The 15,845-nt window shown below is 65.3% G+C and carries 14 protein-coding genes; 6 read left to right on the forward strand and 8 right to left on the reverse strand.

The features are described from left to right. Positions 1-225: 225 nt before the first annotated feature. On the reverse strand, positions 226-3,393 hold the full coding sequence (locus tag ACVWZM_RS15725; protein ID WP_076832735.1) for an efflux RND transporter permease subunit: 3,168 nt from the start codon (positions 3,391-3,393) through the stop codon (positions 226-228). Positions 3,394-3,405: 12 nt separating this feature from the next. Further along, positions 3,406-4,563, reverse strand: coding sequence for an efflux RND transporter periplasmic adaptor subunit (locus tag ACVWZM_RS15730; protein ID WP_253588204.1), 1,158 nt, complete (start codon positions 4,561-4,563; stop codon positions 3,406-3,408). Positions 4,564-4,812: 249 nt separating this feature from the next. On the opposite strand from ACVWZM_RS15730, the gene ACVWZM_RS15735 reads away from it, so the two are divergent. From ACVWZM_RS15735 to ACVWZM_RS15755, 5 genes are all read left to right on the forward strand, one after another. Then, positions 4,813-5,598 carry a cysteine rich repeat-containing protein gene (locus ACVWZM_RS15735; RefSeq protein WP_456853819.1) on the forward strand — a complete coding sequence of 262 codons (786 nt, stop codon included), beginning with the start codon at positions 4,813-4,815 and terminating at the stop codon, positions 5,596-5,598. Positions 5,599-5,637: 39 nt separating this feature from the next. Then, complete coding sequence (locus ACVWZM_RS15740) at positions 5,638-5,859, forward strand: cysteine rich repeat-containing protein (protein ID WP_028336261.1); 222 nt, start codon at positions 5,638-5,640, stop codon at positions 5,857-5,859. A gap of 110 nt (positions 5,860-5,969) precedes the next feature. Continuing rightward, complete coding sequence (locus ACVWZM_RS15745) at positions 5,970-6,182, forward strand: hypothetical protein (protein WP_253588206.1); 213 nt, start codon at positions 5,970-5,972, stop codon at positions 6,180-6,182. A 114-nt stretch (positions 6,183-6,296) separates the two neighbouring features. Then, positions 6,297-7,427: an FAD-dependent monooxygenase gene (locus tag ACVWZM_RS15750; RefSeq protein WP_253588207.1), complete on the forward strand. Its 1,131-nt coding sequence runs from the start codon at positions 6,297-6,299 to the stop codon at positions 7,425-7,427. Then, positions 7,424-9,034, forward strand: coding sequence for a benzoate-CoA ligase family protein (locus ACVWZM_RS15755; RefSeq protein WP_253588208.1), 1,611 nt, complete (start codon positions 7,424-7,426; stop codon positions 9,032-9,034). The genes ACVWZM_RS15750 and ACVWZM_RS15755 overlap by 4 nt, the downstream gene beginning before the upstream one ends. A 341-nt stretch (positions 9,035-9,375) precedes the next feature. On the opposite strand, the gene ACVWZM_RS15760 is transcribed toward ACVWZM_RS15755, so the two are convergent. From ACVWZM_RS15760 to maiA, 3 genes are read right to left on the reverse strand one after another with little or no spacing between them, the layout of a single operon-like run. After that, a complete protein-coding gene (locus ACVWZM_RS15760; RefSeq protein WP_253638022.1) occupies positions 9,376-10,560 on the reverse strand; it encodes a 3-hydroxybenzoate 6-monooxygenase in 1,185 nt (394 codons plus the stop codon). Further along, the gene (locus tag ACVWZM_RS15765; protein WP_057020139.1) at positions 10,560-11,072 is read right to left on the reverse strand and encodes a MarR family winged helix-turn-helix transcriptional regulator; all 513 of its coding nucleotides are present in this window, start codon (positions 11,070-11,072) and stop codon (positions 10,560-10,562) included. Before ACVWZM_RS15765 ends, ACVWZM_RS15760 begins: the two co-directional genes overlap by 1 nt. After that, on the reverse strand, positions 11,062-11,694 hold the full coding sequence (gene maiA, locus ACVWZM_RS15770; protein ID WP_076832895.1) for a maleylacetoacetate isomerase: 633 nt from the start codon (positions 11,692-11,694) through the stop codon (positions 11,062-11,064). The genes ACVWZM_RS15765 and maiA overlap by 11 nt, the downstream gene beginning before the upstream one ends. Positions 11,695-11,852: 158 nt before the next feature. Between maiA and gtdA the strand changes: the two genes are divergently transcribed. Further along, positions 11,853-12,893, forward strand: coding sequence for a gentisate 1,2-dioxygenase (gtdA, locus tag ACVWZM_RS15775; protein ID WP_456853821.1), 1,041 nt, complete (start codon positions 11,853-11,855; stop codon positions 12,891-12,893). Between the two features lie 186 nt (positions 12,894-13,079). Here the strand turns inward: gtdA and ACVWZM_RS15780 are convergent, their stop codons facing one another. The 3 genes from ACVWZM_RS15780 to ACVWZM_RS15790 all read right to left on the reverse strand — a co-directional run bounded on the left by ACVWZM_RS15780 (position 13,080) and on the right by ACVWZM_RS15790 (position 15,836). Further along, a complete protein-coding gene (locus tag ACVWZM_RS15780; protein WP_168858953.1) occupies positions 13,080-13,907 on the reverse strand; it encodes an ABC transporter permease in 828 nt (275 codons plus the stop codon). Beyond that, on the reverse strand, positions 13,900-14,673 hold the full coding sequence (locus tag ACVWZM_RS15785) for an ABC transporter ATP-binding protein (protein ID WP_253588210.1): 774 nt from the start codon (positions 14,671-14,673) through the stop codon (positions 13,900-13,902). The genes ACVWZM_RS15780 and ACVWZM_RS15785 overlap by 8 nt, the downstream gene beginning before the upstream one ends. 158 nt (positions 14,674-14,831) lie before the next feature. Next, positions 14,832-15,836: an ABC transporter substrate-binding protein gene (locus ACVWZM_RS15790; protein WP_253588211.1), complete on the reverse strand. Its 1,005-nt coding sequence runs from the start codon at positions 15,834-15,836 to the stop codon at positions 14,832-14,834. Positions 15,837-15,845: the final 9 nt, after the last annotated feature.

Raw genomic sequence — 15,845 nt, forward strand, 5'->3', positions numbered from 1 at the left:
TCTCCCCTCGTCGTCCCGGCGAAAGCCGGGACCCATAACCACAGGGTTGAGTCGTTAGAAAGCTGTGGCCCCAGCGTCGTGCAGCAATGACCTTCGGTGGCTATGGGTCCCGGCTCCCGTGCGCAATTGCGCACTAGGCCGGGACGACATCGAGTATGTTGCGTCATCGAGAGTCATCCATTCACGGCCTCTCAGGGGCACGGTGATAGGTTTGAATGCGCAGACCTAATGCGCCGTGCCCGACGCCTGTGGAGCGGCTTGCGGCGCCGTCTTGCCTTTCTTCGCCTTGCGCCAGTTCTCAAAACTCTGCACCACGACGAAGAACGCCGGCACGAACAGCACGGCGAGGCAGGTCGAGGCGATCATGCCGGAGAACACGGTGATGCCGATCGACTTGCGGGCGTTTGCGCCGGCGCCGGTCGCGATCACCAGCGGCAGCACGCCGAGGATGAAGGCGAACGACGTCATCAGGATCGGCCGGAATCTCGCGCGCGCCGCGTCGATCGCCGCATCCAGCACCGACCGTCCGTCGCGCAGATGACGTTCCAGCGCGACCTCGACGATCAGGATCGCGTTCTTGGCCGACAGCGCGATCAGCAAGATGGTGCCGATCTGGGTGTAGAGGTTGTTCTCGATATTCAGGCTCAGCAGCACCAGCGTCGGGCCGAGCAGCGACAGCGGCACGGCGAGGATCACCGAGATCGGCGCGTACCAGCTCTCATATTGCCCGGCGAGCACGAGATAGACCAGCAGCAGCGCCAGCGCGAACACGTAGTAGATCTGACTGCCGACCTCCTTCTCCTGGTACGACATCGCCGTCCACTCAAAGCCCGACCCGGGCGGCAGCGTCTTGGCCGCGATCTCCTCCATCAGCGCCATCGACTGGCCGGACGAGTAACCCTGCGCCGGCAGCCCGATGATGGAGGCGGACGGATAGAGGTTGTAGAGGCTGATCAGCGACGGTCCGATCGAGGGCGTGATCTTGGCGACCGTGCCGAGCGGGATCATGTCGCCGTTGCTGTTGCGCACCATCATGTTCTCGATGTCGCGCAGGCTCAGGCGGTACTGTGCCTCGGCCTGGGTATAGACCTGGAAGGTGCGGCCGAACTTGGTGAACTGGTTGACGTAGCTGGCGCCGAGATAGGACGACAGCGCCGCGAAGATCTGGTCGGGGGTGACATGCAGGGTCTGCGTCTTGATGCGATCGACGTCGACGTCGAACTGCGGCACCATCGAGCGGAACGACGACTGGACCCGCTGCAGCGCGCTCTGGGTCTGTGCATTGGCCACGATCGCCCCGGTGACCGCCTGCAGCTTGCCGTAGTCGGCATTGCCGTCGCGCAGCTCGACCTGCATGGCAAAGCCGGCGGCGTTGCCGATGCCCTGGATCGGCGGCGGCGGGATCACCAGGATGCGCGCCTCCGGGATCACCGCGAGCTTGTCGTTGAGCCCGTAGACCAGCGAGCGCAGATCCTCGCCCGGCCCCCGCGCACTCCAGTCCTTCAGGATCAGATAGGCGACGCCGGCATTGGCGAGGCTCGAGGAATTGTCCAGCGCCGAGATGCCGGCGATGCTGACCACCTGGTCGACGCCCGGGGTCTTGCCGGCGATCCTGGTGACCTCGTCGAGCACGTGCTGGGTGCGGTCGAGGGCCGCGCCGTCGGGCAATTGCACCGCGGCGAGCAGATAGCCCTGGTCCTCGATCGGAATGAATCCGGTCGGCACCCGCGACAGGCCGTAGCCGGCAAGCCCGATGATGACAAGCGCAACAGCGACCGAGGTCTTGGCATGCCCGGCGATGCCGCTGACCAGCCGAGTGTAGCCGCGCTCGAGCCGGTCATAGACCGCGTTGAAGCCGCGATAGAAGAAATTGCGCTGCTCGGGCGGCGCGGGGGGACGCAGCCATAGCGCGCACTGTGTCGGCTTCAGCGTCGCGGCGTTGACGGCGCTGAGCAGCGCGGTGGCGGCGATCACCAGCGCGAATTGCGCGTACATCCGCCCGGTCAGCCCGGGCAGGAACGCCGCCGGCAGGAACACCGAGATCAAGACCAGCGTGATGCCGACGATCGGCGCGAACAATTCGTCCATCGCCTTGATCGCGGCGTCGTGGCCCGACATGCCGCGCTCGATATTGTGCGCCGCGCCCTCGACCACGACGATGGCGTCGTCGACCACGATGCCGATCGCCAGCACGATCGCAAACAGCGTCGACAGGTTGATGGTGAAGCCGAGCGCCGCCATGGCCGCGAACGCGCCGATGATCGTGACCGGCACGGTGGTCGCCGGCACCAGCATCGCCCGCCAGTCCTGCAGGAAGACCAGGATCACGACCAGCACCAGCAGGCCGGCCTCGAACAGGGTCTTGTAGACCTCCTCGATCGAGGCGTTGACGAATTTGGTGGTGTCGAACGGCGTGTCGTATTTGATGTCCTGCGGGAACTGCCTGGCGAGCTCCGCCATCTTCTTCTCGACGGCCTTCTCGACCTGCAAGGCATTGGCGCCCGGCGACTGGAACACGCCGATGCCGGTCGCGGGCTTCTGGTTCAGCGAGAAGATCTGGCTGTAGGTCTGCGCGCCGAGCTCGACCCAACCGACGTCGCGGACCCGGGTGACGTCGCCGACATTGCCTGTCTTGACGATGATGTCCTCGAACTGGCTCTTGTCGTCGAGCCGGCCGTTGACGTTCAGCGTGTACTGGAACGCCTGGCCCGCCGGCGTCGGCGGCGCGCCGACCTGGCCGGCGGTGACCTGCTGGCTCTGCTGCTGGATCGCCTGGATGACGTCCTGCGGCACCAGCCCGCGCACCTGCAGCTTGTTCGGATCGAGCCAGACCCGCATCGAATATTGCCCGGCGCCGAACACCGTGACGTTGCCGACGCCCGGAAGGCGCGACAGCTCGTCCCGGATGTTGATGGTGGCGTAGTTCGACAGGAACAGGCTGTCATAGGTCTTGTTCGGCGAGGTCAGCGTCACGAACAGCAGGATCGAGGTCGACCGCTTCTGGACCGTGACGCCCTGGTTCTGCACCGAGGTCGGCAGCTGCGACAGCGCGCTGGAGACACGGTTCTGCACCAGCACCTGCGCGAAATTGAGGTCGGTGCCGATCTTGAAGGTCACCGTCAGCGTATAGGTGCCGTCGGCGCCGCTGTAGGACTGCATGTACAGCATGTCCTCGACGCCGTTGACCTGCTGCTCGATCGGCAGCGCCACGGTGTCGACCACCGTCTTGGCCGAGGCGCCGGGATAGCGCGTCGTCACCTGTACCGTCGGCGGCACCACGTCGGGATATTGCGCGACCGCGAGATTGTACAGCGCCACGCCGCCGATCAGGATCATCAGGATCGCGATGACGTTGGAAAGGACCGGGCGCTCGATGAAGAATTTCGAGATCATGGCGCGTGCGTCCTATTTGGCGGCTGTCGGCGCCGCGTCGGCCTTCTGCACCTGCGGATCGACCTTCTGCCCGGGGATCGCGCGCAGCAATCCGGCGGTCACGATGCGGTCATCCGGCTTCAGGCCACTCTCGATGACGCGCAGCCCCTCATCGAGCGGGCCGGTCGTCACCTTGCGCTGCTCGACCACGTTCTCGGCATTGACGACCAGCACGTAGCGGCCGGCCTGGTCGCTGCCGATCGCGACGTCGGGCACCAGCAGCGCCTTGTCCTGCTTGTCGAACGGCACGCGAACGCGGACATAGAAGCCGGGCAGCAAGGTCCGGTCCGGATTTGGGAACACGCCGCGGACCGCGAGCGTGCCGGTCGACTGATTGAGGGTCGGCGAGATGTAATCAAGCTTGCCCTTGTGCGGAAAGCCGGTCTCGGTCTGCAGGCCGACCTCGACCGGCAACTGCCTGAGCTCGTTGACCGTCAGACCACGACGGCGCGCTTCATCCCGCACGCGCTGCACGTCCTGTTCGTTGACGTTGAAATTCACATAGATCGGATCGAGCTGCACGATGGTGGCAAGCTGCGTCGGCGACGTCACGCCGACCAGCTCGCCGATCGAGACCAGGTGATTGCTGACGATGCCGTCGAACGGCGCTGCCACGTTGGTGTAGCCGTAGTTGACCGCCGCGATCCTGGTGTTGACCTGAGCCTGCTGCAGGCTGGCCTGGGCGTTGTCCCGGGTGGACGTCGAGGTATCAAGGGTCGCTTGCGAGACCGCCTGCCGCTGCACCAGATCGGTCTGCCGCTTAAAGTCGAGCTCGGCCTGCTTCAGCGTCGCCTGCGCGCCGACCTCTGCGGCCTGCGCCTGTTCCAGCTTTAGCTTGTAGGTCTCCGGCTCGATCGTGAACAGCGTGGTCCCCGCCTTCACGAAGGAGCCGTCCTGATAGTTGATCGCCTGCAGGAAGCCCTGCACGCGCGCGACGAGATCGACGGTCTGGATCGGCGCGGTGTTTCCGGTGGCGTCCAGATAACGCGTGACGGCGCGCTGCACCGGCGGCGCAACCTCGACCTTGGGCGGCGGCGGCGCAACAAAACTGTTTTGCTCGCAGGCACTTAAACTGACGAAGGCCGATACGACGAACGCGATGCGCGCAAGCGGTGCATTTCGCAGCCGCACAAAACTGCTCCGACCGAAATGTGCCGACGCGCGCGCATGCCTCATGTCCGAGCCTCGATTCAAATGACTAAATTTAAAGATCTCGTGACGGGCAAGAAATCCGCCTGCTTCATCCATAGCAACAATCCGCTTGCAGCGGAACTCGAAAGCGAAAATGATGCCGCTCGCCGAGGTTGCTACAACAAGACTTTTTCAGAACTCAGTTCTGTTGAGCCGGAGACATCCGGCGCGACCAGAGGATTAATTCAGATGATCAATGCGTTGACACGAGCAACGAAGCTGTCCGCATGTCTTGCGCTTGCAGCATCCATGAGCACCGCACCGGCCTTGTCGCAGGCGCCGACCCAGGCGCAGCGCGACGCCATCAAGTCGCAATGCCGCAACGACTACATCGCCCATTGCTCAAGCGTACCGCCGGGCGGCGAAGCCTCGCTGCAATGTCTGCAGAAGAACATGGCAAGCCTCGGACCGGGCTGCGCCAGCGCGGTGAAGGCCGTCGAAGCTCCGGCTGCCGCACCGAAGGCAGACTCCGCGCCCGCGGCGGCCAAGACCGAAGCTGCTCCCGCGGCAGCGGCCAAGCCCGCCACCGAAGCCGCCGCACCGAAGGCGGCCGGGACGCCGTCCAACACGCAGATCTCCGCGATCCGCAGCGCATGCCGCTCCGATTATCCCAAGGTTTGCGCGGGCGTGCCGACCGGCGGCGCGGCGGCGCTGCAGTGTCTCGAAAAGAACAAGGGCAAGCTTTCGCCGGCCTGCGAGAAGGCCGTCGCCGCCGCTGGTGGCGGCGCCGCCGCGCCGGCCGCCGGCGCTGCAGCGACGACAGCACCAGCCGCGGCGCCGGCCGTGATCGCGTTGCGGCCGCTGCGACCGCGCGAAGAGCTGTTCGTGCTGCGCTCGGCCTGCGGCGCCGACGTCCGCTCGATCTGTGGCGGCGTCCAGCCGGGCGGCGGGCGGATCGTGCAGTGCCTTGCGACCAATGCCGGCTCGCTGTCGCCGGCGTGCCGCGACGTGCTGGCGCCGTTCGCAGCGCGGTAATCCTGTTGTCACGCTAGAGACCGGAGAAGGGAGCAAACAATGCTGCGTATCGTCCTGACCGCCGCGCTGCTTTGCGGCGCAACCGCTGTCTACGCGCAGGAACTGACCACCGCGCAACGCGACGCCTGCATGGGCGACTACGAGAAGTTCTGCAAAAGCGTGACGCCCGGCGGCGGCCGCATCATCGCCTGTCTCGCCAAGCAGAGCGACAAGCTGGCGCCCGCCTGCAAGAAGGTGCTGGCGGAAGCGGAAAAGAAATAGCCGCGCCGGCGGTGAGACGACAGGTGCCCGGCGATTTGCCGGGCACGGAACCGCAGCACCTTGTTGCCACCTGCAGGCCAACCATGCCTCACCCGGGAGAGGGAATTTTCATGCGTTCAATATTGCTGATCGCCGCGGCCCTGCTGTCCTTTGCCGCGACGATGACCTTTGAGTCCTCCGACGCCAATGCGGTCGTTTGCGCGCGCGGCGTCTACCGCGCCGGCTGCGCCGGTCCCAACGGCGCGGTCGTCGCCCGCAAACCCGTCGCCGCCGGCTGCCGCTGGGTATGGGTCGACGGGGTCAAGGCCCGCCGCTGCTACTGAACCCTTCGGCCCCACGCGGCTAGTCGCCGCACGCATTTTCCCTCTGGCGTTCCCGCCGGAGGGCGATTAGTCTGGCCTAAATTGTAAGTACACTGTCAATCTGGGAGGCAGACGTTGCGGATCGCCGTGATCGGCGGAGGGCCCGGCGGGCTCTATTTCGCCTATCTGTGGAAGAAGCGTCATCCCGACGCCGAGATCGACCTGTTCGAGCAGAACGCGGCCGGTGCCACCTGGGGCTTCGGCGTGGTGTTCTCCGAACAGGCGCTGGACTTCCTGCGCGCCGACGACCCCGAGACGGTCGACGCCATCGCCCCGCTTATGGAGAGCTGGAAGAACATCACCCTCAATCTGCGCGGCGAGAGCGTCGAGATCGACGGCGTCGGGTTCTCCTCGATCGGCCGGCTGGCGCTGCTGACGATCCTGCAGGAGCGCGTCCGCAGCACGGGTGTCACGCCGCGCTTCGACACCGTGGTGCAATCGGTCGACGAGCTCAGGGATTACGACCTGATCGTTGCCGCCGACGGGCTGAACTCGATGGTCCGCCGCGGCTATGAGTCCGCCTTCGGCGCGTCGGTCTCGCATTCCACCAACAAGTTCGCCTGGTACGGCACCACGAAGACCTTCGCGACGCTGTCGCAGACCTTTGTGGCCACCGAGCGGGGCAGCTTCAACGCCCATCACTATCGCTATGCGAAGGACATGAGCACCTTCCTGGTCGAATGCGACGCGGCGACCTGGGCGGCCTACGGCTTCGCCGACAAGAGCATCGAAGAGTCGCAGGCGATCTGCGAAGATATATTCGCCGCGACGCTGGACGGCCACCGGCTGATCTCGAACAAGTCGGTGTGGCGCAATTTCCCGTGGATCTGGAACGAGCGCTGGTCGCACGGCAACATGGTGCTGATCGGCGATGCGCTGCATTCGGCGCATTTCTCGATCGGCTCCGGGACGCGGCTTGCGATCGAGGATGCGATTGCGCTGACCAAGGCGCTGGAGACCGAGAGCGACATTGGCGCCGCGCTTGCCCGCTACGAGAGCGAGCGCAAGCCGATCGTGAAGAAGCTCGTCACCGCGGCGCGGACCAGCGCCGACTGGTACGAGCATTTCCCCGCGCACATGACGCTCGACCTGATGGATTTCGCCTACAGCTACATCACCCGCTCCGGCCGGATCGACGAAGCGCGGCTGCGCGCGATGTCGCCCGCCTTCATGGCCCGCTACGCAGCCGCAAAGGGACAATCATGACCGGGATCGCCGACCAGGTTCCGCTGGACAATCCCGGTGCGCGCGAGATCGGCTTTACGATCCCCGAGCGCTACAATGCGAGCCGCATCCTGTTCGACAATCTCGGCAACGGGAATGCCGAGCGCCTGGCGCTGACCGGCCCGGCAGGCTCGCGGACCTATCGCGAGCTCTGCACTGAGGCCGCACGCTGGGGCCACGCCTTCCGGTCGCTCGGACTGCAGCGCGGCGACCGCGTGCTGCTGTTCCTCGACGACACCCCGGCCTATCCCGCGGCATTCTTCGGCGCGGTGCGCGCCGGCTACGTGCCGCTCTTGATCAACACGCTGACGACGCCCGAGCTGCTGCAATTCTACCTGTCCGACGCCGGCGCGCAGGTCGCCGTCACCGATGCGGAATTCTGTGGGCGCTTCAACGCGGAAGCCTGCAAGGACACGCCGCTGCGTACGCTGGTGGTGGTCAACGGCGCCGCCGGCGATCACGCGGCTGCCGAAACGCGCGAGGCCGCTGATTGGCTGCAAGCGTTTCCGACCGAGCTCGACGCGGCCGACACGCACCGCAACGAGATGGCATTCTGGATGTATTCGTCGGGCTCGACCGGCCGTCCCAAGGGCATCGTGCATCTGCAGCACGACATGGCCTATAGCGAGCGCGCCTTTGCCCGCAATGTGCTGAAGCTTTCGCCCGGCGACATCTGCTTCTCGGTGCCGAAGATCTTCTTCGCCTACGGTTTCGGCAACTCGATCACGTTTCCATTTTCCGTCGGCGCCGCGACGCTGCTGCTGCCGGGCCAGCCGAAACCGGCCGCGATCTTCGCGGCGATCGGGCAATATCGCCCGACCGTGTTCTTCGGCCTGCCGACGCTCTACATCTCCCTGACCAAGGCTGAAGGTGCCGACACCGCCGATTTCTCCTCGCTGCGGATGGCGGTCTCGGCCGCCGAAGTGCTGTCAGCCGACGTCTTCAACGGCTGGAAGCGGCTCACCGGGCTCGAGATCATCGAAGGCCTCGGCTCGACCGAAGTGCTGCACGTCTATCTCAGCAACCGCGCGGAACAAAAGAAGCTCGGCGCCGCCGGCCTGCGCGTGCCCGGCTACGAGATCATGCTGCGCGACAGCGATGGCCGCGAGGTCGGCGACAATGAGGAAGGCATCCTGTGGGTGCGCGGCGATTCCGCGACCCCGCTGTACTGGAACCGGCCGGACAAGACCGCCGAGACCGTGCGCGAGGACGGCTGGATCTACACCGGCGACCGCTTCATGCGCGACAGCGACGGCTTCCACTTCTTCCGCGGCCGCGCCGACGATCTGATCAAGATCTCCGGCCAGTGGGTCTATCCGCTGGAGGTCGAGCTCTGCCTCGCCGATCACCCCGACGTCCGCGAATGCGCCGTCTACGCCGCCGAATTGCCGGACCGGCGCATGACGCTGCGCGCCGTGGTTGTCATGAACAAGGCCGGCTTCGACACAGCCGAAGCGACGCGGCGGCTGCAGGACTACGTCAAGACAAGGCTGTTGCCGTACAAATATCCGCGCGAGGTCAAATTCATCGACGAGCTGCCGAAGACCGGCACCGGCAAGATCGACCGGCAGGCGGTGATGCGGATGTAGGGCGTTGGTTGATGGACGCGGCCACCGCAAATTCAATGTCGTCCCGGCGAAAGCAGGGACCCATAACCACAAATGCTTGTGGCGCAAAGGCTGGGGCCCCAGCCTGCCATCACAACAGCCTTCGGTGGTTATGGGTCCCGGATCGCGCTTCGCTTGTCCGGGACGACGAGCATTAGCTGCCCCGCCATCCCGCCACACATTCGATGTCGTCCCGGCGAAGACCGGGACCCATAACCACAAATATTTGCGGCGCAAAGGCTGGGGCCCCAGCCTGCCATCACAACAGCCTTCGGTGGTTATGGGTTCCGAATCGCGCTTCGCTTGTCCGGGACGACGAGTAATTAGCTGCCCAGCCCCGTCCCGCCATACAGCCAGGCGATGTCATCGCACCACTCGACCTGCGACTTCGCGCTCATGATCGCGTTGCGGATGCGGGCGTGCTCGCCTGCGGGATGGTAGACGTGTTCGCCGATCGCGCGTGACATCAGTTGCACGCGCGCGGTGCGCGGGAAGCGTTGCGCGCTGTAGGCCTCCAGCGCCGCTGTCTGGTCATCGTGACTGGCCAGCATGTGCGACAGGCAGACCGCGTCCTCCATCGCCTGGCAGGCGCCCTGCGCGAAATATTGCAGCATCGGATGCGCGGCGTCGCCGAGCAGCACCACGCGGCCGTCGATCCACTGCTCGTTCGGATCGCGGTCGCACAACACCCAGAGCTTCCAGTTGGTGCCGTGGCGGATGATGTTCTGCGCCCGCTCATGGACGTGGGTAAAACCCTTCATCACCTCGGCCTCGGACACCGGCTTGCCTGCAACCGGCTCCGGCGCATTGTTGTGATAGGTGACGACGAGGTTGAACACCTTCCAGCCCGACAGCGGATAATGCACGATGTGGCATTTCGGGCCGGCCCACAGCGTCGCCGCATTCCAGCGCAAATCCTCCGGCATCTGCTCGGTCGGGATCACCGAGCGATAGGTGGTGTGGCCGGAGACGCGCGGCGGGCCGTCCGACGTCACCTGCTTGCGGATGTTCGACCACAAGCCATCGGCGCCGATCAGAAGCCGGCCGGTGATCCGCTCGCCATCGGCGAGCTTTGCCGTCACCGACGAACCATCCTGCTCGTAGCCTGCCACCTCGCTGGACACGCGCAGTTCGATCAGCTCGTGATTCTGGCACGCGCGCAGGAATACGCCATGCAGATCGCCGCGATGTACCACGGCATAGGGATTGCCAAACCGCGCGCGAAAGGCGTCGCCGAGATCGATATGGGTGATCTCGTCGGCGGTCAGCGCATCCATCAGCCGGAGCTGATCGATATAGACGGCCATGTTGCGCGCGGCCTCGCCGACACCGAGATAGTCGAAGGCGTGGAACGCGTTCGGGCCGAGTTGGATGCCGGCGCCGATCTCGCCGAGCGCGGCGGCCTTCTCCAGCAGGATCGAGCGGATGCCTTTTTGCGCGAGGCCCAGCGCCACGGCAAGGCCGCCAATGCCGCCACCCGCGATCAGGACAGGTCTCGTCTCCGCCATCAGCCCGACCTCCCGAGATGTTCGAGCGCGTCCTCGGCGCGCAGCGGCACCCGCGACGCTTCGTTGTTGAGGTCGACGAGCTGGGTCAACAGCGCCAGCAGCGTCTTGCGGTCGGCCGGCTTCAGCGGCTGCAGCATCCGCGCCTGCGCCTTGTCGACCGAGGGCATGATGTCGCTCAACACAGCCGCGCCGGCCTTGGTAAGATAGAGCAGCTTGACGCGCTTGTCCTCGGGCGCCGGCTTGCGCACGATGAACTCCTTGGCCTGCAGCCGTTCGATCACGTTGCCGAGCGTGGAACGGTCGAACGCGATCACCGCCGAGAGCCTCGTGGCGTCGATGCCGGGATGGGTCGAGATCGTGACCAGCGCGGCGTATTGCACCGGCGTCAGGTCGAACGCCCTGCACTCCTCGATGAACAGCGCGACCGCGATCTGCTGCATCCGCCGGAACAGGTAGCCGGGCGCGGTATAGACCGCGTCCATGGTGACAGGCGCTGGTTTGTTATTCGGCATCGGGCTGCTTGTCCGGAGCGGCGTCGGCAAACGCCTTGATTTGCTTTGCCGCGGCCTCGGCCTTGAGCAGGCGCGGATAGGCCGAAACGTCGACGCCGAAGCGCCGCGCATTGGCGAGCTGCGGCACCAGGCAGAGATCGGCCAGTGTCGGCGCATCGCCAAAGCAGAACGGGCCGGACTCCGCCGCGATCAGGGTCTCGCAGGCCGACAGTCCCTCGCGATTGGCCCAGGCCGCCCATTCCGTCACCTGCTCCTCGGGCAGGCCGAGCTGACGCAGCCGCGCCAGCACCTTCAAATTCTGCACCGGATGCGTGTCACAGGCGATCGCCTGCGCAAACGCCCGCACCTTTGCGCGCCGCAGCGGATCTTTCGGCAAGAGCGGCGGGTTGGGATTGGTCTCGTCGAGCCATTCGATGATCGCGAGCGACTGGGTGAGGATCGCGCCGGCATCGCTTTCCAGGGTCGGCACCAGCCCCTGCGGATTGATCGCGAGATAGGCCGGCGCGCACTGCTCGCCCTTGCGCAGATGATGCGGCAGATGCTCTGAGGTGAGCCCCTTCAGGTTGAGGGCGATCCGGACCCGGTAGGACGCGCTGCTCCGGAAATAGCCATGCAGCTTCATCGGAACCTCCCTTGCATTATTCTGGTTTGACGCGTTTTCCTTGCGCGAACCGGTATCCACTTCGCTCGAAAACGCCATGGCTTGCTTCATTGACGCTAGCCATATTGTCAGTATACTGTCAATTAAATTGCACCGACAAGAATGATGGGAGGCTTGCCATGGAAGCCGTGCAGAAGACCCCGGAGCGCGAGGCATTCTACAAGAAGATCGACGGCCAGAACCTCTCGGCGCTGTGGAACGTGATGAACGATCTGATCACGCCGGAGCCGAAAAGCGCCTGCCGTCCTCACTTGTGGAAGTTCGACCAGATCCGCGACTACATGAACGAGGCCGGCAAGCTGATCACGGCCAAGGAAGCCGAGCGCCGCGTGCTGGTGCTGGAAAATCCCGGCCTGCGCGGCCAGTCCAAGATCACGACCTCGCTGTTCGCCGGCGTGCAGATGGTGGTGCCGGGCGACATCGCCCCCGCCCATCGCCATGCCCAATCGGCGCTGCGCTTCGTGCTCGAGGGCAAGGGCGCGTTCACCGCCGTCGACGGCGAGCGCACCGCGATGTCGCCGGGCGATTTCGTCATCACCCCGTCGATGACCTGGCACGACCATTCCAACGAAACCAATGAGCCGATGTTCTGGCTCGACGGGCTCGACATCCCGGTGGTGCAGTTCTTCGACTGCTCGTTTGCCGAAGGCGCCAAGGAAGATCAGCAGTCGATCTCCAAGCCGGCGGGCGCCAGCTTCGCGCGCTACGGCCACAATCTGCTGCCGATCGACCAGAAGCGAACCTCGAAAACCTCGCCGATCTTCAACTATCCCTATGAATACACCCGCGAGGCGCTCGAGAAGGCCAAGGCCAGCGACGAATGGGACGCCTGCCACGGCCTGAAGCTGAAGTTCTCCAACCCCGAGACCGGCGATTTCGCGATGCCGACCATCGGCACCTTCATCCAGCTGCTGCCGAAGGGTTTCAAGACCGCGCGCTATCGCGCAACCGATGCGACCGTGTTCGCCGCGATCGAGGGCAAAGGCCGCACAAGGGTCGGCGACCAGACCTTCGAGTGGGGACCGCGCGATTTGTTCGTGGTACCGAGCTGGCACTGGGTCACCCACGAGGCCGATGCCGACTCCGTGCTGTTCTCGTTCTCCGACCGCCCGGTGCAGCAGAAGCTCGACCTGTTCCGCGAGGACAGGGGCAACGCGTAACGATCGTCTGCGCAAGGCACGCAGCGCCCACCTCACGTCGTCCCGGCGAAAGCCGGGACCCATAACCACCAATCTTGATTGGTTGAACGCGTTGGAGCCCCAGCCTTTTTCTAACAACCACGCCCTGTGGTTATGGGTCCCGGCCTTCGCCGGGACGACACTTTGTGTGTGGCGGCAGCGCCCCCCTCACCGCCAGTGCAACAACCTCGTCTCGAGCAAATTGATCAGCTTCCCCACCGCAAGCCCGAACAGCGACAGGATCACGACGCCGGCGAGCAGCTGATCGGTCTGCATCAGATTGCCGGCCTGCAGGACGAAGGCGCCGATGCCGTATTGCGCGCCGATCATCTCGGCGCTGACCACGAGCAGCAGCGCCACCGACGCGGTGATGCGGAAGCCGGCGAGGATCGAGGGCAGCGCGCCCGGCCAGATCACGCGGCGGACAATGGCGTGGAACGGCACGTTGAAGCTTTGCGCCATCCGGATCAGGTTGCGCGGCACGGCATCGACGCCGCTATAGACCGAGATCGCGGTCGAGAAGAACACGCCAAGCGCAATGGTCGCGATCTTCGGCTCCTCGCCGATCCCGAGCCACAGAATGAGCAACGGCAGCAACGCGATCTTCGGAATCGGAAACAGCGCCGAGATGAAAGTGATGCCGACGCCGCGCGCCATGGTCGACAGCCCGATCGCGAAGCCGACCACGACGCCGGCGGCCGTGCCGATGAGCCAGCCGGTGCCGATCCGCATAATGGACCACGACAAGTGCTGCCACAACGCGCCCGACATCGCGAGCCTATAGATCGCGACCGCGATCGCCGACGGCGCCGGCAGGAACAGCGGATTGACCCAGCCTGCGCTGCCGGCGAGCTGCCAGAGCGCGATCACGAGCGCGAGCGCGATCCAGCCGGCATGGCGGCTGCCGCCAGACGTGAAGCCGGCGCCGCGAAACGCGACCGGGCGCGTCGTCTCCGCCGACTGGTCTTTCGCTTCCTGCGGCGCGCGGTCAAGCATGCTGGACCTCGCGTTCGGCATCGATCGCTTCTTTCCGGATCAGCGACCACAGCTCACTTTGTAGCGCGGCCATCGGCCCGCGCGCGTCCATCGTGCCGCGCTCGGCGCGGGTCATCGGAATGGTCACGATTTCCCGGATACGACCGGGGCGGCGCGACAGCACCACGACGCGGTCGGCGAGCCGCACCGCTTCCTCGAGATTATGCGTGACATAGACCGCGCCCATCGCGCCGTCGGCGAGCAGACGCACGAAATCCTCCATCAGGAGCTCGCGGGTCTGCGAATCCAGCGCCGACAGCGGCTCGTCCATCAGCAGGATCGCGGGGCGAACCGCGAGTGCCCGCGCAATGCCGACGCGCTGGCGCATGCCGCCGGACAGTTGCTTCGGATAGGCGCTGCGGAAATCCGACAGCCCGGTGCGGCGCAGCGCATCGTCGATCACGGCGCGGCGTTCGCCGGCACTCAAGGCGGTGTGCAGCAGCGGAAACGCGACGTTCTCCTCGACCGTATCCCACGGCAGCAGCGCAAAATCCTGGAATACGAAGGTCAGCGGATTGAGGCTATCAGCCGGCGCCGCGCCGCGCAGCTCGGCAGCGCCTGTAGCTGGCCGCAGCAGGCCGCCAAGGATCGACAGCAGCGTGCTCTTGCCGCAGCCGGACGGACCGACGATCGCGACAATCTCGCCGGCGCGCACCGTGAAGGAGACATCGTCGAGCACGTCGAGCGCGCCGAAGCGATGGCTGATATGGTCGGCGATCAGGTCCATCTACCGGCTCACTCTTTGACCCGTCATCCTGAGGAGCGCGCACTTGCGCGCGTTTCGAAGGATGGACGGCCGGTCACTATCGGGGCCGTCGATCCTTCGAGACGCCGCTTCGCGGCTCCTCAGGATGACGGGGATAGAGTGGTGTCTGCGGTCTAACATCAATCCGCCTTCACGTAATCCTTGGCGATGATCGCATTGGCATCGAAACCCTTGTCCACGAAACCCTGCCCCTGCAGCCATTTGATCTGGTTGTCGAGGTTCTTCACGTCGAGCTTGCCGTCGGGATCGATATAGGCGCAATTGCCGACCACCTGCGCGACCGGCAGGTTGGTGTATTTGGCGATGATCTCGAGCAGCGGCCTGGTCTTGTCGTTGATCGGCGCCACGCCGTCCTTGATCGCAGTCAGGATCACGTCGTGATATTCGTGGTCGGCACGGGTGAGCGCGGTGAGCAGCCTGGTCACCAGCGGTGCGTTGGTCAGCGCCTTCGGCGACGCGAAGATCGCCCCCAGCTGCCACGGCGTCTCGTCGCCGACCCAGCCGAGCAATTTCGCGCCGTTGGAATCCATCAGCGTCCGCGCGGTCGAGACCGGCAGCAGCGCGGCGTCGACAGTTTCGCCCTTCAGCGCCGCGGCCGCGTTCGACAGCGACTGCAGCGGCACTACCTTCACGTCGGACAGCTTGAAGCCGTATTTGTCGGCGAGCAAGCCGAGCGAATAATGGAAGCTGGAGCCGACCTGGGTCACCGCGACGCGCTTGCCCGCCAGATCCTTCGGCGTCTTGAGGCCGGCGGCATAGGCGTTGTTGCTGGCGAAGTAGCCGATCAGGGGATAGCCGGCCTTCTCGCGGCTCATGCCGCCGATCACCTTCAGCGTGCCCTTGCCGGCGAGATTGTAGAGGCCGGCGGTGACGGCGGTGATGCCGAAATCGACATCGCCCGACGCGGTCGCGACCGCGATCGGCTGCGCCGCGTCGAAGAACTTGAGCTCGACGTCGAGGCCGGCGTCGCGGAAATAGCCCTTGTCCTGCGCGATGAACACCGGCGCCGAGGACGACAGCCGCAAGACGCCGATCTTCGCCTTCAGGAGATCATCGGCCCGCGCAATGCCGCTCGCGGCCCACACCAGGAGACCCGCGAGTGCGAGCCGCGCCCAACCCATCATTGCCGTCTC

The sequence above is a fragment of the Bradyrhizobium sp. USDA 4501 genome (assembly GCF_054062115.1).